Here is an 18,161-nt window from a genome sequence, read left to right as displayed (position 1 = left end):
CATGAATCAGAAACGTTATGTTGTAGGACTTGGAGAAGTTTTATGGGATGTTCTTCCCGAAGGAAAGAAACTGGGCGGTGCCCCTGCAAATTTTGCCTATCATGCAGGACAATTCCTCGGCATGGATAACACCATTGCTATCAGCGCATTGGGCGAGGACAAGTTGGCAGAAGAAACCATTGAAGCACTGAAGAATAATAACTTGAAAAGCCTTATGCCACAAGTGCCCTATCCTACCGGAACTGTTCAGGTACAACTCGACGAACAAGGCGTTCCTACTTATGATATCAAAGAAAACGTTGCGTGGGATAATATCCCTTTCAACAACGACATTCAGGACATCGCACACAACTGCCGCGCGGTCTGCTTTGGTTCACTGGCACAGCGCAATGTGGTTAGCCGTGAGACCATACAGAAATTCCTCGAGGCCACACCTGCCGACTGTCTGAAAATATTCGACATCAATCTCCGTCAGCAGTTCTATACAAAGGAAGTAATCAGAGAGTCGTTGCAGCACTGCAACATACTCAAGATTAATGACGAGGAACTGGTGCTCATCGGACGTATGTTCGGCTATCCCGGCCTCGACATCGAGAATAAGTGCTGGCTCATTTTAGGCAAATATAACCTCGATATGCTCGTACTCACTTGTGGTACAAATGGTTCTTATGTCTTCAATCCCGGACAGATGTCATTCCAAGAAACTCCAAAGGTTCAGGTGGCAGATACCGTAGGAGCCGGCGACTCATTCACAGGTTCATTCGTAGGATCCATACTCAATGGCAAGTCTATACCTGATGCACACCATACTGCCGTAGAAGTAAGTGCCTACGTTTGCACTCAAAATGGTGCCATGCCTGAAATTCCACAACGATTGAAGGAATAGCCTTTTCTTGATTATCCCTAAAAATGAAGTTAACGATAGAAAAAGAAAGCCTATCGTTAACTTCATAATCATTTTTATTGGTGTCAGCTAAACATTATTCTTTTAATCTCAATCTGTCATTAGAACCCTGAACTGATTTTGTTCGATTGCCAGACAGATGTGCTGACGTTTCTGGCAGTATGATTACCTCACAACAACCTTCACTGTTTTACCATCTGAATATTTCACGATGTTTACACCCTTCGCAGGTGCAGTCAGCAAGTTACCACTCAACGAATATCTTGCAATTTCTGTTACGTTTCCTGCCGTTGTTTTATCATTAATACCGGTGGTCATTTCTGTAATCGTCATAAAGTTTGAAAATGCCGTAGCCTCTTGGTATAACTTTTTAGTTCCTCCGGGAACCATAAGTACACAGTTTTTATAATCCACATTAGTAAAAACATTATCACCTTGTGCTACATCAGTCGGGTTTGTAATATATGAACTGATAGTTTTCACTGCGGTGCAATTAGAGAATGCCAGGTTGTATATCTTTGTGACCGTAGATGGAATAGTGATTTTTGTTGCAGAATTACAAGCAGAGAAAGCACCGTATGCAATTTCCTCGACACCTTCAGGCATATTTATCTCCTCAAGTGCAGAAGCACCGAAGAAAGCCATTCGTCCGATTTTCTTCACCGTTGAAGGGATAACGAAAGATGTAAGGCATTTACAGCGAGAGAATGAAGATCTTGGAATCTCTTCAATGCCTTCTGCAAGCACTACATTATTAATAGAATCGCAATAATAGAAAGCAAATTCGCCAATGCCTTTTACAGTTTCAGGGATAGTTACAGATTTCAGTGCTCTGCAAGATTCAAATGCACTTTTACCAATATATTTTGCTACTGTTGGCAAAACTACTTCATTTAGTCTAACACATTCATAAAACATTCTTTCGCCAATGGTATCATTAGACGAATAAATCTCATTTCCGTCTTCGTCTCTTATATACGAAGAACCTCCGGAAACGATGTTCGCACCAGACAAGTCAATTTTTCGTAGCGACCCATGATCACCATATCCATAGAAAGACCTCGACAAATCCGTAAGATGTGCGATATCTGTGCCATTTATTTCACCTGTAATTATAATAACTTCAATAGAATTTCTGTCATATTTTTCCAGAGAATCATTCAATGCGCCTCCTTTTTCTAAGTTGAAGGTTACTGTTACGGGCTCTTTGTCAACCTTCAACATCGGACTTATGTGCTTGCTGTTTGTTCCGTTAATGTTAAAGCCAACCATTTCTTTTTCCGCACGAAAAGCATTTGTAGCATTTGTAGAAACTGTCGCCAGCGCAAGGGCTGCAATTGTAAATAGTGTTTTCATAAATATTTGTGTTAAATTCCGCAACCAGTTAATAACTAAAGTATTTCAAAAGATCTCATGCAACAACATGTTGCTCATAGTTTTGCCATTCCGTTTAACTTTCAAATCTTAGCGGTTGCGATACGAAGAAGAAAATTAAACTATGGGCAAGGCAAATATATAAATAAAACATGAAAAATCCAACACTTTGCAAGTATTTTTGCAAATATGATGGGTCATTTTCTTCTTTTCTTTGTTATCATAATAAAAAACCCCGAAAGTTTTTTGTTTAACTTTCGGGGTTTATATCAGTTTGATGTTCTCCACTTACTTAAAATAGAGTAAGCATTGCAAACATCTATGTTTCAAGAATAAGAACTTATCTTATTCATCACCTAATTATTTTCATATTATAGAACTTTACTTACAATGAAAATAGTTTATCAGTCATTCCAAGCATCGTAATGTGCAAATTCTTGCTCATCACCTTCCATGTCTTCATCAAAGAAATCATTGTTCTGCTTTCCATCAGCATGGTCGTTCCAACTTCCTTCGAGAATAGAATTCTGACAAGCAGCGTAAATCACTTCAATCAAAGGCTTAATATATATCTTTTTCATACGGCAGTCCTCCTTTATTTTACGATGATTTTCTTTCCATTAACAATATACACTCCTGCAGGCAATGTGATAGTACGCGTCTCCCCTGCCTTCATAGAAAGGCGATTGACCATTGTACCATCGGTTCTTAATACCAGAATCTGCCTATCGGTTGTAGTAGCGAAGGTCAGTGTTCTGCTTCCTACGATTACAGCCATATCAGGTTTCTCGGCAGCCTCATCGATACCCGTTGGAATATCATTCTCGCCATAGAGCACGTTCAACGCTGTCAAATCCTTGGCACCGGCACTACCTGAATACTTATAATAACTACGGAACGGATATACATACACATACTGTAAACTCGGATGCAGATTCTTCGAATTCAGATACATATTCCTTGAGAAGTAGAAAATCTGCTCATCCCTATTCACTTTCTTTCCAGAGTATGAGCCATAGTTCGTGAAATTATATGTGCTGCCTGCTATGGTACCTGTTGCCGACTCTCCCTTAAAGGTATAATCGCTTGCCATGTTGCTGTTCTTGGTAGAGATTACCTCGGCACCATACTGTGTAGCAATGAACGAGATTGCATTGTCGGTTGGAGCCTTTAGCACTTTTACCATATAAGGCACATTAGCCTCAGTCTTTGACTCGGTTATAGGAGAGAAATAGGCATTACCGATATAGTTGAGCGGAGTGTTTTCGTCCGATTCTGCTATAGCCAAGCAGTTGCTGGCATTCATCTTACTCACAGTGAATGAGCATAGATTGTCCCTGTTGGTATGTGTACCGGCTTGCAAATCCAAAGCGAACGGTAGGATTAACGTAGCATTGGCCACCTTGCCGTTCTTCGGGATGGTTATTTGTCGAGTGTAAGTAGCGTAGTTCTCGGCCGGCACCGTAATCTTATAAGGAGAATAGAACGGTTGGCGGTCGGTAAGTACTATATTCCGACATGAGAGGAAAGCACCGCTCAATTTCTTTTGGATATAGTTGTCCTCGTTAAAACTTGAGCGTACCGGGAAGAATATCAAGCAGTTCGGATTGAGTTCGGCCTTCATCGCGTCCATTTCTGTTTTTTCAGGAATATGGACGGAGTAGAGGTTGGTGTAGTCGAGGTAGAGCACCTGCTTACCTGTAGCCCCCACGCCGGCTAGTTCATTTATAAGTGCCTGTTTCATCATCGGCACAGTGAGATAAGCACTTTCGCTCGGGATCTCAGCAAGGGTCACGGCATCCAATGCCTTGAACACACCGCCATACATCGGCAGATCGGCTTCGGCACCGTTGTTGTAGCAAGTAGTGTTATAGAGTTTGGTCAGTTCACACTTAGCCACATAGTCCTTAGTCTCCAATTTCAGATCCATCAGATAGTATGCGTAGTATCTATGCTCCCATGCCGTGGTAGGCGCAATGTTCCAGCGTGTTTCGTCGGCAGTGAACAGATAACAGGGCTTCTCTTGGTTCACTGCAAGCACGATATTGCTTGAGAAGCTACCACCCTGGTCCAGGTATAGTGCCTCGGAGTAGGGATACTCTTCCAATGTCGTATTGCCACCTGATGTGTTGTTCGGATCAAGTGCGTCAATATTGCTATACTTGAATGGCTTGTCGCCACACATCTCACTATGAATCTTGTCAGCAGCCGGTTCGTTTCCTGTCGTGCTGTACTGCTGGCCATTGTAATTATTATAATAAGGTGACTTCACAAAGAAGTAACGAGCATGATGCGGGTCTGCATTACCATAAGTGTTATCGCCATACTTGCTGTACAGATTCTCGAAAGTGAAGCGGCACTTCTGCTCGCCACCGCCGAAGAAGTCCTGCGGCACATAGAAGATAAACTTACCACCCGACACCTGGAAGTCGTTGCTGGTAAACTGCTGCATCAGCGTAGGGCCATTATCTGCCAACGAGTGGCATACGATGTCTATAGAGTTGATGAATGGGTTGAGTGCCTCAAGGGTGAGTTCAAAAGTGATGAGTGCCTTGGTGTCCTCTGCTAATCCTTCAACTTGGAATTTGATGGCATCGTTGTTAAGATTTGTCAGTACTACTTCGCTATCATCGCCCTCAGTAACATTTACCGTTTGTGTCACATTATCCTTGTTGGTCTTGTAAATCTTCAAGGTATAGGGAGAAGGCTTAAATGCCGGATTCAGGACATTATTGTTAGGTGAAGGATTCCATGTTGCAGCATTGGCATCCGAAGTTGTCAACTGAGGATTGTTGGCATCTGTATGTACTAAGAACAAACTACCATACTTAATGCGGTTTCCACTAATAGAAAAAGTAGAAGCTTGGTTCGCATCGGTTGTACTATATACATAATAGATGTCTCCTGCTTTATGAACATAAAGATAATGATAAGAAGACCAAGATTTTCGCCTATTGCGCAACTTACCATCTGCGGTAAATTCCCAGGAACCTTGACTACGTCCCCATGTTGCATCTCGCCTTAAATATGAAGAGCCAAACCTGATGTCTCCACTTACTGATTGCCCAACACCATTTTCATTGACATACCCAGAACCAGCCTCGGTACCATAATGGTATTTAATCTTGGCACCTGTTATGCGGTAACCCAATGGAATATTGGTTCCGTCTTGTGATTTGGTTGAAGTAGGCGTTTCTATATAATAGGTATTATTGCCCAAGGCGTAATATAGGTTGTTACCGTTCTTCAACGCCTGAATAGAACCACTGCCTGCTGTTGTAGGCAGTTTCTTGTCGGCAGTTACCGCATCTTCCTGATAGAGCCAGTTCTGAGCCGTCAACTCCTTCACTTTATTAAAATCGTAACTATAGAAAGTCACTCCGTTTTTTGTATGAGGCTCAATCTTACCCAAGTCGAGTTTGCTGGTCATGAAAGCAGACCCAACCATATTCACCCCCTCGCTGATGATGTTTGTCGGCTTGCCGGGGTTGACGCTTGCATCGAATGCTCCTTCTGCTGTAAAGTAAAGTTCACACGACTTCATCGTAACTGCATAAAAGCCTGCCTTCGTATGATGCATCAAAAAATAGAGATTATTGCCCATGTCGGTTTCTGTCATGCTGGTGCGCTCAATCACATATTCTTTCGCTTCGTTCTGAGCAGGCATATTGTCAGTCTTCTTCTTATAATTATTAAAGTCGAAGTTTTTGTCTGTCTCATAGAAAACCTTGTCCATTCCGGTTACATTCAATCCGCCAATGCTTTCACCATTCTTATTATTTAATAATACGATGCGATAACCTGTAAAGCGATAGCCTTTTGGCAGCGAGATACCCATGTGGAACTCCGTAGTAAGAGGAGAACCCGACATGAGTACATAGAGATTCTGAGTGACATCCAAAATGATGTCACCCGCAGGATCTTTCAACACTCCACTCTCCGTAATGAGATTCTTATCCGACACCGTGAGTGTCAGAGGCAGTTGGTTGTGCCGCCACAGTGAACTCCAGCCATTCTGGAATCCTACTTCACCGTCATAGGTGAGACCGGCCACCAATTTTCCCGACGAAGGGCTGATGGTCACGTTTTGTGCGTGCGTTGTCAAGCACAGTGCAAATAAGACAAAGAAGAGTGTCAGTATCTTTTTGCACGTAGCTTTAGACTGAAATGTTTGATAATTGTTCATAATAGTTGATATTTTAATTATTGGTTAAAAAAATGCATATTTACCATATTTATTTCATACGTTTCCATGTATGGATACTCGTGCGTTCGTTCAAACTCTTGTTGACACTTTGCCTACCCTCATGGATTATGTACGCGAGTTTGTATTCTGCGGATAGAAATGAGATTGACAGTTTCGTCTTCTATCTGCTTGGCGGTAATCTTGTTCTTTGAAAAATGTTCTGCATAACATATATTTTTATATACTTTTTTTACATACTTTCTTTATTTTCGTTTTTATTTCGCATTTAAAATATAATTATTAGTGCATATTCATTAAATCGATAATTCGTCATTAGTGAATGTATCTGATTTTAATGCAAAGTTAATATGTTTTGAAATAAAAAGAGAAGCATAAAAAACAAACAATCGCAATGGTTTATAAAAACCAGTCGCAAAATATCGCAAAGATTTTATATTTTCAACAAATTTGATTACTTGACAATAGAACGATATAAAAAAACGGTATTCGACTTGATAGTTTTCCCACTTTTCCTTACCTTTGTAAAAGATAACTTACGCTTGATAATTTGTAACAAACTGTCATCGCCTTGTAAGCATTATCTTTTTAACCCAATATAATATAAAGAATATAAAGAATAAAATAATGAAAGAGTTATCCCTCGTTACTTTGTTAAAGAAATTCGTCAAAGAGCGCAGTCGCGACAACGAAGAGCACATCCGATTGCTGGTGTTCATGACGGGTTCGTCGCTGACGATCGTCCTCATGCTTCTACACCTCATTGGCTTTGTTGGTCTGGAACTACCCGTATTGCGGACTATCTCATTTTTGACAGTCTTGATCACCCTTACCTTCATCATGCTCTATTTAAATAGGTGGATTTCATTAGTACAGGCAATTTCCACCTATTCTATTATAGCGCAGATGATGGAATCCATCCGTATCGTCTATCTCGTCATCATTCGTCCGCCAGACTATGAGATGATGGTGATTGGCAACCAGATAGGTTCCTACACTATTCTGCTCTATCTCGTCTTGGGTTTTGTTCCACGAGCCTCGTTCTATGTTTTGGGCATTAGCCTTGGTACTCTCTTCTTTGCCGCATTTTATGGTAGTGGAGCCATTGGCCCGCAGTTTGTTCTGTTGTTCTCCGTGCTCAGTATCAGTACATGTCTGCTTTCCGCCGTCAGCCAACGTAACGCACGCGATATTCAGCAGGAAAACAAAAATTGGCAAACTTTTCAGACCAATATTTTACGGACACTCCGCATCACGCAGGAGGAGTTGGATGCTTTTCTCGAACTCTGCAAAGATCGGAAACCATATGAAAATTATGAATTTCTCCTTTTCGAACTGCTTGACGACCGGAAGAAACAGAACCTCCTTCGGGCGGCAGAGATGTTGCAGAAGAAATACGAGGCCGAACGGCAAGACTTCGCTCAGAAGTTTCCTACGCTTTCCAAAGTTGAACTTGAGGTGTGCCGACTGGTCGCTTGTGGCAAACCGGTAAGTGAGATAGCCATCATCACAGGAAAATCCATCAGCAACGTAAGTACGGTGCGTGGAAACATCCGTAAGAAACTCGGCTTAGATAGGAATACTGACCTACGTACGTTCCTTGTGGGAGATGAGAAAGAGAAGAAATAAAAGGTTTCGAACGGAGTAGAAAAAGCAAAAGGAAGTTAGATAAAGACCGGAACGAAAGAAAAGAAGGAAACTACGCAAGTTCGGGATAAAAAATCATCATAAAATTTTATATAAAAGACAAACTTTCATGCTGCAAATTGGGCGAAATTACTGACCAATTTGGGCGAAATTGCAGGGCAAATTGGGCGAAATTGGTTTGCAAAACGGGCGAAATTGCGAGCGGTTTATGGGTTGAGATGAGGATGGGACATCATAGTTTCAAGCGCAGTTGCAGGTCGAGGTCGGTCATTGAGGAGCGGTTTATCTTGCGGAGGCCTGTCCCGATGGTGTTTCTGTCGAAATAGTTTGTGGTGGCGAATTTTGCTATGAGCATCAAATTCTTGGAGAAATCGGCACGCACGAAAAGAGAATAACGTATGCCCTCGCCATAGAACGAAGGGAAGTTGAAAGAATAGAGAGGTCCTTTCTCATATACATATATGCGCGAGTCGAAGCCATCGGTATTGAAGTAGGCCACATTTCCCACCAACGAGAGCCATTGTAGCGGTTTCATCGTCACTGTTTCGCCGAGCATCCAACCGAAGTCATTATCCTTATAAGAGACATGAGACACGTCTGCCTGCGTCTTCGATGCCCACATTCCGCCATCATAACCCACGGCCACCCTACCCCGCTGCTCCACTCTGTTTGTGAGTGCAGTCTTCTTCTGATTATCTTTCTCTTTGATTTTCATACGATAACGTGCAAGAAAATCCCACCGTCCGCGTATGTATGAAGTCTGAACAAAAGCATCGTACGAGTGTGAAGCGAATGACGACTGAAATTTAGGCCAAGGGAAATAGGCCAAATCAAAATACCCATTCAGTCGGAAATTTGCCGACGGATGCCAGTTGACACCCATATAAACACCACTCTCATTCTGCACTTTCCCTCCGTCACTGAAACCGGCGGAGTAAAGCGAGTAGTATTTTTTCGAGTAGAAACGTTGCAATGCCACTATGTCCACATCGCCCGTAAGTCTGTAAGAAGCAGTGTTTATAGTTGCCATCGCACCACAATCGCCGGTCGCCGTTTCTCCCGACAGTTGCCACCTGTGGGAAGCATAGGCGTAGTTAATGCTCACGTTCCAGAAATTATTGCCTGCCGCATAGAAACGACGGAAAACGGAGGTAACGTTAGGACGAATGTCTCTCGACAGATGCGAGAATATTCCCGTTGCCCCGATGCGCCACCCGGCCTTATGGTAAGAAAGGTTCAGGCCGGCCGTAAAGACCGACGAATTGTTCTTCTTTTCCATCTCCTTCGTTGTCCGGTGATAGCCACTGCCAACAATCGTTGCTATCGTGGAATCCTTGTTCAGCGTGGCATCTATGTATTTGAATGACGCAAAAGCCGTAGCATCAAGACCTTTCACCAACCCCACCGTTGCCGCCACGCCTTGCAAATATCCGGTCTCCATTCGCGAAGAATGTGCACGAATGTTGTATGCCCTGCTGCCGAGTTGCTGCAGCGAAACGCTCTTCCCCAGCATGAAATCGTTGTTCATCACAAGTCCCATACCGAACCTTGCCTTATATCGCCCTATGACAAGACTCTTCAACCGCCCCATTTTGCGCAGTTGTATATAATAGGAATAGAAGTCATAACCCAAGGAATTGCCCTTCGCGAGGAACGGTTCTCCCGCATCTTGCGTCCCAAGCAGTCCCGCCTTGACATACTGACCATAGGAAAATGTGTACTTTATGGAATGCCCATACGGACTACCAAGATACCCATTATCGTCTCCTCGTCTTTTATAGAAAGGCACTTTTGCCGTTGCCAGCACTTCGTGTCCGCCATATTTCATTATGTTTCCCGGCTTAGGAAACCCTGCGCTTTCCACCTCGCCGAGCACCACAAAGTGCCGAAGCAGTTCGCGCCGGTAATAGTCGAGCGACTCGATCATTGCCAGTTCGCCGAGTGTTTTCATCGGGGCGTATTTATAAAGATACTCGCATATATCCATCACCTGCCTTTCGGTGAGAAAAGGAATGGTTTCGATGTCCTCGCGCGTTGCGGTGTTCAAATCGACAGGATGCTGTTCCAGTTCGCACAACAAGTCGTAAATCTCCTGCCATGATGCCTCCTCACTGTCTTCCATCGACAGTACATCATTGAGAAGAGACTCCCATTCGCGACTGTTCTCCTGTGCCACCAACACCGGTGCTTGCAGCAGAAAAAGCAGCGAAATCAATATCCGCGATATGCTATGGTAACCGGTTATCATTCTTTCAGACCGCAATACTAATCAACCTTGACTATTTATTAATATGAATACCATATAAGATTATTGTCTTAATCCCCATTCGCTACATCGAGAACTGAAAATGCTGATAGTCCTTCATTGTCTTCCAATCGCCTCCCCATATCGCTCCGGCTCTTTTAAAAAGTTTGTATGCGAGGTCGTTGCGGTCTATTTTATATGGTATATCATTACGTTTCTCTCTATCGTACGCATATTTGACACCATTCTGCGGCGACACTTTCCCTCTTCTCACATAAGGATTGTATCTCGGATTGATGTCAATAGCGAGTCCGTAGGCATGTTTAGAAAGGTTCACAGACCCCTCCACCTTACGATAGTTGAAGCATGAGGTGTTGTTTGCCTCCATCGACTTGTCATCGTCTGCCCCGTAATTATCGACGAGGAAAATGCTCTCAATGCGGTATTCCTGCAAATACAGTTCTTTGAATATCTCTATAACGCGCTCCGCCACAGCACTGTTCACCACCATTTCGCCGGTCTGTATATTCCCGTCTTTATTGCGATGCAACAGTCGCAGATAACGCAGATCTTTACGTTTCACGGGGCATCCCTGTCGCCATGACTTGCCATTGATACGACTCCACACATCCATGTCGATGTCGAGAATCATGAAACATCTTTCTATTCCGGCCTGCATCACGTCAAACTCACTGACAACCATTCCCGGTTGCCAGTCGTGGAGCATTTTTATACGCGGTTCATTCGCCTCCGCGTTTGTTGGGAACTGCACCGAAACCATTGCCACAAAGAGCATTAAGAACAAAAAACGAGCCTTGTCTTTCATAATAAAAAATGTTTATTCTGCGACAAAGATAATGCTTTTCCGGCGATTACGCAACAGGTATTGTAACTTCTTTTTAATATCTTTGAAAATATCTTGTAATATTTTTGAAAACATAGTGTAACATGACAGACGTAATTTTGCACTCGGAAATATTCAATCAAAATTCTATATGACAACAATTATAGCATTTCAATTATTAGGTTCGCTCGCCTTGCTAATCTTCGGTATGAAGATAATGAGCGAAGCGTTGCAGAAAATGGCAGGCCCTCAGTTGCGCCACATTCTCAGCGCAATGACCACCAACCGCCTCTCAGGCATGTTCACGGGTATGCTGCTCACCGTCGCAGTCCAGTCGTCTTCGGCAACAACGGTTATGACAGTATCGTTCGTCAATGCCGGTCTGCTCGCTCTCTCGCAAGCCATTTCGGTGATTATGGGTGCCAATATCGGCACCACTCTCACCGCATGGATAATGTCGGCGGGCTTCTCGTTCAACATAACCGACTTCGTGTGGCCGGTCTTCTTCATCGGAATCCTGCTCATCTACAGCAAGCGTTACCGATATATCGGCGACTTTCTCTATGGCGTAGCGTTCATGTTCTTCTCGCTTGGCATGATGAGTCAGACCGGCAAGACAATGGATCTCGGCCACAATCAGGCACTTATAGAATTCTTCTCATCGTTCGACACGAGCAGTTATTCATCAATTCTGATATTCCTTCTCATAGGTACGGTACTCACCTGCATCGTCCAATCGTCGGCCGCAGTAATGGCCATAACAATGGTTCTATGCACCAGTGGCGTGCTTCCGGTATATCTCGGCATCGCCCTCGTCATGGGCGAGAACATCGGAACCACGATGACTGCCAACCTCGCGGCACTCACCGCCAACACACAGGCACGCCGTGCGGCACTCGCACACCTTACTTTCAACATTATCGGAGTAATCTGGGTGCTCCTTGTGTTCTATCCTTTTGTTGATATAGCGTGCTCGTTCGTTGGTCTCGACCCGTCATCTTCTTCGCAGACCGTGGCCAAAGTATCGTTTGCGCTCGCCACATTCCATACGGCATTCAACATCACCAACACCTCACTTCTCATCTGGTTCATACCTCAGATAGAGCGTTTGGTATGCCGGATACTGCCGGAAAAGCCAAAGAAGGAGGAAGAGGCCTTCCGTCTGCGCTATATACAAGCGGGTATAATGAAGACACCCGAAATTTCAGTTCTTGAGGCACAGAAAGAGACAACGCTGTTTGCAGAGCGCATGAATAGGATGTTCGGCATGGTGCAAGACCTGACCAAAGAGACTGACAAAGAGAAATTCAAGGCTCTCTTCGAGCGAATAAAGAAATATGAGGACATCAGCGACAACATGGAAATAGAGATTGGAAAATATCTCGAACACGTGAGCGATGCCCATCTGAGCGACGACACGAAGGGCAAGATTCGCAACATGATGCGCGAGATAAGCGAACTGGAGAGCATCGGAGACGCATGTTATAACCTTGCACGCATCCTTCTACGCAAAAGTGAGAGTGCCGACGACTTCACTCCGGAACAAAATGCGGCCATCGAAAAGATGATGCGGCTCACCGACAACGCAATGAAACAGATGTTGGAGACGATATGCGGCAGGCGCGAAGAGGTGTCAATAGCCCCAACTCGTGACATAGAGCAAAAGATAAACGACCTGCGCGACGAACTGAAGTTGCAGAATACCACCGACGTGAACTCCCGAAAATATGGCTTTGCCATAGGAACGATGTTCATAGACGTTATCAGCGAATGTGAAAAACTGGGCGACTATGTGGTCAATGTGGTGGAAGCACGACTCGGAAAAGATGCACAATAAAACACATTTTCAACCGAATGTGCATTGTAATGCCATAAAAAATATGTAAATTTGCAGCCAAGATGAAAAAGATTTTGGTTGTTGACGACGAGCAAGCACTATGCGAAATTCTGCAATTCAATCTGGAAGCGGCAGGATATGAAGTTCAGACGGCAGGCTCGGCAGAAGAGGCGATGACACACACAATGACGGATTTTGACCTGATATTGCTCGATGTCATGATGGAGGGGATGTCGGGGTTTGACCTCGCGCGACTTCTTCGAAGTGAGGAACGCACCCGAAACATACCTATAATATTCATTACGGCACGCGACAATGAAGACGACCGCGTGACAGGTCTTGATATTGGCGGAGACGACTACATCCCCAAACCGTTCTCCATACGCGAGGTTCTGGCACGCATTGCCGCATTGCTGCGACGCACTGCGAAAACCGAAGAACAGCAGGCAAACCTGCTTGTATATGAGGGAATAACAATAAACCTCGACCTGAAGACCGTCAGCATCGATGGAGAAGATGTCGCATTCACCAAGACAGAGATTGAAATACTAAGCCTCTTCATGAAAGAACCGGGACGAATATTCAGTCGTAAGGAACTGATAGACATTATATGGCCTAACGATGTGATAGTACTGAACCGCACCGTCGATGTGAACATTACCCGTCTGAGAAAGAAAATCGGGAAATACTCAGACAGGATAGTGACACGACAGGGCTACGGATATTTTTTCAAGAAGTGACACAAGGGCATTATCTATTATCAATTGGTGGCTATAACATAACATATCCGGAAATACAATGATGAATAAGGCAAACGAAGTGATTAAGGCTTTGCGCAGCAAGTCTGACGAGAAGCAACGCCGCATACTTATGAAATTCTTCAAGACCGGCAAGGGTGAGTATGGCGAAGGTGATAAGTTTTTGGGTTTGAAAATGCCGCAGGTGCGCTCCGTAGCGGCAGAATGTAACGAAATGGGGCTTGACGAAATATACCGGTTACTGCAATCGGAATGGCACGATGCACGTCTTTGCGGACTGCTTGTACTCGTGGCACGATTCGGAAAACTATGTTCAAAAAGACTCATTGACAACGAAGAGGCCATGAAAGAACGTGACAAGATAGTGGAATTTTACATTGCGAACGCTGAGAGTGCCAATAATTGGGACCTTGTAGATTTGTCGGCACCAAAACTCTTGGGGTATTGGCTGCTGCTCCCTTCATGCTATTCTGAACAAGAAAAGATTGAGGCTGTGGATAATCTTGCCAACAGCGGAAACCTCTGGAAAAAACGTATATCAATGGTTTGCACATGGGGAGCATTGCAAAAGGGCAACCCCGCTTTCACGCTGCGATATGCCGAGCGACACCTGATGCACCACCACGACCTGATGCACAAAGCCGTTGGTTGGATGCTTCGGGAAATGGGAAAACGCGTCAGCATGGAACTGCTGCGCTCATTCCTCACCAAACATGCCGCCGAAATGCCACGCACAGCACTGCGCTACGCCATAGAAAAGATGAATGAAGACGAGCGAAAGCAATGGCTGAACGTGAAAAAGAAACTGTAAACGAAGTATGTTGCCACGCCATTATTACGCTTGGCAACAACAAGCATAAAGAATAAAAAAAGGCAAACCCCTTTGCCATTCAAGGAAAAAGCCGTAACTTCGCGGAAAATTATTAAAGTAAAGCAACAAGATGGACTTATATCCAAAACTTATAATGGATGCACTGGCTACGGTAATGTATCCGGGCACAAAGAAAAATCTCGTCGATAGCGAAATGATTGCGGACCAACCTGCCATTGACGGAATGAAGGTGAAGGTTATTATAGAATTCCCAAGGGAAACCGACCCTTTCCTGAAATCAACAGTCAAAGCGGCAGAGGCTGCGATACACTATCATGTTTCAAAAGAAGTGGAAGTGGAAATCGTGACCGAGTTCAAGTCGAAGCCACGCCCCGAAGTGGGCAAGATGCTGCCCGGAGTGAAAAACATCGTGGCAGTGAGCAGTGGCAAAGGCGGTGTGGGAAAGAGCACAGTATCGGCCAATCTCGCAATTGCCCTGGCACGTCTCGGCTATAAAGTAGGACTGTTAGATACCGACATCTTCGGACCGAGCATGCCTAAGATGTTCGATGTGGAGGATGCACGCCCATACTCTGTGCATGTTGACGGACGCGATTTGATAGAACCCATCGAGCAGTACGGCGTGAAACTGCTGTCAATAGGTTTCTTCGTAAATCCCGAAACGGCAACATTATGGCGTGGGGGAATGGCATCGAACGCACTGAAACAATTGATTGGCGATGCCAACTGGGGAGAACTCGACTATCTTATTCTCGATACTCCGCCGGGAACGAGCGACATACATCTCACTCTGTTGCAAACACTTGCCATAACAGGAGCAGTGATTGTGTCAACGCCTCAACAGGTAGCGTTGGCCGATGCACGCAAGGGTGTTGACATGTATCGCAACGACAAGGTCAATGTTCCTATCCTCGGACTCATCGAGAACATGGCATGGTTTAGCCCGAAAGAGCTCCCGGAGAACAAATACTACATCTTCGGAAAGGAAGGATGCAAGCAACTTGCCTCGGAATTAGGCGTGCCACTGCTGGCACAAATTCCGCTCGTGCAGGGTATTTGCGAAAGTGGCGACGACGGAAAACCTGCCGCATTGTCATCAGAATCCATGACCGGAATAGCATTTATCAATCTTGCACAGGCTGTTGTTACCGTCGTCAATCGTCGAAACAAAGAGCAAGCACCTACAAAGATAGTAAGAACAAACTAATGTGAGTCAATAATTCTCTTAATGAGATTTTTTTATTAACTTTGCAGAATGATATGTTTGCTACGGCAATATTATAATAAACCTGTATTCGACCGAGTCGTTGCAAAGGCTGAAACAAGGGATAGAATTAACTTTTAGCGTTTAATTTTTACCGTTTAACATTGAAAAGCGTGGAACAAGACGGATATAAGTTACTTACAAAGATAAACAGCGCGGAAGACCTGCGCAAGTTGAGCATAGACCAGTTGCCGTTATTGTGCAGCGAACTGCGCCGTGACATCGTGAACGAATTGTCGGTCAACCCCGGACATTTCGCATCGAGTCTCGGAGCGGTAGAACTTACAGTTGCACTGCATTATGTAATGAACACACCCGAGGACAGGATTGTATGGGATGTGGGACATCAGGCTTACGGACATAAGATATTGACCGGCAGGCGCGATGTGTTCTGCACCAACAGGAAATTGGGTGGCATACGCCCTTTCCCTTCACCCGAAGAGAGTCCATACGACACGTTCGCATGCGGACACGCTTCTAACAGTATATCGGCCGCATTGGGAATGGCAGTGGCGGCGGAGAGGTTGAGCGTTGAGGGTTTAGAGTTGAGCGAGGCGGACAAAGAACCCTCAACACTCAACCCTCAACGCTCAACACTCAACGCTCAACGCTCAACGCTCAACGCAAAACCAAGGCACGTCGTGGCCGTAATCGGTGACGGAGCAATGAGCGGAGGACTGGCATACGAGGGTTTGAACAACGTTTCAAGTTCGCCGAACAACCTACTTATCATTCTGAACGATAACGATATGTCTATTGACAGGTCGGTGGGAGGAATGAAGCAGTTGCTACTCGAACTGAACACCGGCGAGACTTATAACCGCCTGAGATACAAGGCTTCTCGTTGGTTGAAGGGCAAAGGCTACCTGAAAGATGACCGCAGAAAGGGGCTTATTCGCCTTGGCAATGCCGCAAAGAGTGCCATCAGCGGACAGCAGAACATCTTCGAGGGCATGAACATAAGATATTTCGGACCTTTCGATGGGCACAACGTTAAGGAGATTGTTCGTCTCCTACGCCAGTTGAAAGACATGGAAGGACCGAAATTGCTGCACCTGCACACAAAGAAAGGATACGGATATAAACCTGCGGAAAAACAGGCTACGATATGGCATGCGCCCGGAAAGTTCAATCCGGAGACCGGAGAAAGACAGAAAAACGACACGAGCAGCCTGCCACCGAAGTTTCAGGATGTGTTCGGAGAGACACTTCTGGAACTCGCAAGGCAAAATCCGCGCATCGTGGGAGTAACACCTGCCATGCCGAGCGGATGCTCTATGAATATCATGATGAAAGAAATGCCTGACCGCGCATTCGATGTTGGTATAGCTGAAGGTCATGCCGTGACGTTCTCCGGAGGTATGGCAAAAGACGGTCTGTTACCCTTCTGTAATATATATAGTTCTTTCTCGCAGCGTGCTTACGACAATATCATACACGATGTGGCATTGCTTAACCTGCCCGTTGTTATCTGTCTCGACCGTGCCGGACTTGTAGGCGAGGACGGCCCTACACACCATGGTGCTTTCGATATTGCAGCACTGCGCCCTATTCCAAATCTTACGATTGCCGCACCAATGGACGAACCCGAACTGAGACGCATGATGTACACGGCACAACTGCCCGACAAAGGCCCGTTCGTGATACGTTATCCGCGAGGCAGAGGCTCCGTTGTTGACTGGCGTTGCCCATTAGAGGAAATTCCAATAGGCAAAGGACGAAAGTTGCGCGATGGTGAAGATGTTGCCGTTTTGAGTTACGGCCCTCTCGGTGTTTCGGTTATTGAAGCGTTGAGCGATGAAGATGGAGCGTTTAGCGATGAGTGTTTAGCGTTGAGGGATGAGCGTGGAGCGTTGGGCGATGGGGAGAAACAAGACTCTGCATCAGGTCAAATGTGTACAGCAAAACATGCCCGACAAAAGAGCGTGGCACACTATGACATGCGCTTCGTAAAGCCTCTTGACGAGGAAATTCTTGAGGAAGTGGGGCGTAAATTCAAGCGTATCGTTACCATAGAAGACGGTTCGCGCGATGGTGGTTTCGGCTCTGCCGTACTCGAATGGATGGCCGACCACGGCTACACTCCGCACATAACACGTCTCGGTCTGCCAAATTCGTTTATCGAACATGGCACCGTGCCCGAACAGCAGCGAGTGGCAGGAATTGACGTGGAGAGCATAAGAAAAGCAATTTTTGGACTTGATAATTGCCAATAGGCAGTTCGCAATCCGCTAAAAGGAAATTTCATTTAT

At 45.0% G+C, this 18,161-nt stretch carries 12 protein-coding genes; 7 read left to right on the top strand and 5 right to left on the bottom strand.

Annotated features, from left to right (window positions below):
- The first annotated feature begins 1 nt into the window (after window position 1).
- The gene (locus tag EHV08_RS10525; RefSeq protein ID WP_126679228.1) at window positions 2–886 is read left to right on the top strand and encodes a carbohydrate kinase family protein; all 885 of its coding nucleotides are present in this window, start codon (window positions 2–4) and stop codon (window positions 884–886) included.
- Window positions 887–1,069: 183 nt separating this feature from the next.
- Here the strand turns inward: EHV08_RS10525 and EHV08_RS10520 are convergent, their stop codons facing one another.
- The 3 genes from EHV08_RS10520 to EHV08_RS10515 all read right to left on the bottom strand — a co-directional run bounded on the left by EHV08_RS10520 (window position 1,070) and on the right by EHV08_RS10515 (window position 6,464).
- A complete protein-coding gene (locus tag EHV08_RS10520) occupies window positions 1,070–2,260 on the bottom strand; it encodes a leucine-rich repeat domain-containing protein (RefSeq protein WP_126679227.1) in 1,191 nt (396 codons plus the stop codon).
- Window positions 2,261–2,682: 422 nt separating this feature from the next.
- Window positions 2,683–2,859 (bottom strand): hypothetical protein, encoded by a 177-nt coding sequence (locus EHV08_RS11480; protein ID WP_158676081.1) that lies wholly within the window; start codon window positions 2,857–2,859, stop codon window positions 2,683–2,685.
- Window positions 2,860–2,873: 14 nt separating this feature from the next.
- Window positions 2,874–6,464: a hypothetical protein gene (locus tag EHV08_RS10515; protein WP_126679226.1), complete on the bottom strand. Its 3,591-nt coding sequence runs from the start codon at window positions 6,462–6,464 to the stop codon at window positions 2,874–2,876.
- A gap of 645 nt (window positions 6,465–7,109) precedes the next feature.
- Here EHV08_RS10515 and EHV08_RS10510 point away from each other — a divergent pair.
- Window positions 7,110–8,111 carry a helix-turn-helix transcriptional regulator gene (locus EHV08_RS10510; RefSeq protein WP_126679225.1) on the top strand — a complete coding sequence of 334 codons (1,002 nt, stop codon included), beginning with the start codon at window positions 7,110–7,112 and terminating at the stop codon, window positions 8,109–8,111.
- A 250-nt stretch (window positions 8,112–8,361) separates the two neighbouring features.
- On the opposite strand, the gene EHV08_RS10505 is transcribed toward EHV08_RS10510, so the two are convergent.
- Window positions 8,362–10,377, bottom strand: a complete 2,016-nt coding sequence (locus EHV08_RS10505) for a helix-hairpin-helix domain-containing protein (protein WP_238988070.1) — start codon at window positions 10,375–10,377, stop codon at window positions 8,362–8,364.
- An 82-nt stretch (window positions 10,378–10,459) separates the two neighbouring features.
- Complete coding sequence (locus EHV08_RS10500) at window positions 10,460–11,200, bottom strand: M15 family metallopeptidase (protein ID WP_126679224.1); 741 nt, start codon at window positions 11,198–11,200, stop codon at window positions 10,460–10,462.
- Between the two features lie 169 nt (window positions 11,201–11,369).
- On the opposite strand from EHV08_RS10500, the gene EHV08_RS10495 reads away from it, so the two are divergent.
- From EHV08_RS10495 to EHV08_RS10475, 5 genes are all read left to right on the top strand, one after another.
- Window positions 11,370–13,055: a Na/Pi cotransporter family protein gene (locus tag EHV08_RS10495; RefSeq protein ID WP_126679223.1), complete on the top strand. Its 1,686-nt coding sequence runs from the start codon at window positions 11,370–11,372 to the stop codon at window positions 13,053–13,055.
- A 62-nt stretch (window positions 13,056–13,117) separates the two neighbouring features.
- Window positions 13,118–13,795 carry a response regulator gene (locus tag EHV08_RS10490; RefSeq protein ID WP_126679222.1) on the top strand — a complete coding sequence of 226 codons (678 nt, stop codon included), beginning with the start codon at window positions 13,118–13,120 and terminating at the stop codon, window positions 13,793–13,795.
- A gap of 58 nt (window positions 13,796–13,853) precedes the next feature.
- Complete coding sequence (locus tag EHV08_RS10485) at window positions 13,854–14,624, top strand: DNA alkylation repair protein (RefSeq protein ID WP_126679221.1); 771 nt, start codon at window positions 13,854–13,856, stop codon at window positions 14,622–14,624.
- Between the two features lie 130 nt (window positions 14,625–14,754).
- Window positions 14,755–15,852, top strand: a complete 1,098-nt coding sequence (locus EHV08_RS10480) for an Mrp/NBP35 family ATP-binding protein (protein ID WP_126679220.1) — start codon at window positions 14,755–14,757, stop codon at window positions 15,850–15,852.
- A gap of 170 nt (window positions 15,853–16,022) precedes the next feature.
- Entirely contained in the window at window positions 16,023–18,125 is a 2,103-nt protein-coding gene (locus EHV08_RS10475) for a 1-deoxy-D-xylulose-5-phosphate synthase (protein ID WP_126679219.1), read from the top strand.
- Window positions 18,126–18,161 lie beyond the last annotated feature (36 nt).

The sequence above is a fragment of the Prevotella koreensis genome, assembly GCF_003977605.1.
In the GTDB taxonomy this organism is placed as follows: Bacteria; Bacteroidota; Bacteroidia; order Bacteroidales; family Bacteroidaceae; genus Prevotella; species Prevotella koreensis.
The sequence above is the reverse complement of the archived record's forward strand: the minus strand, read 5'-3'. Positions and strand labels throughout refer to the sequence as shown.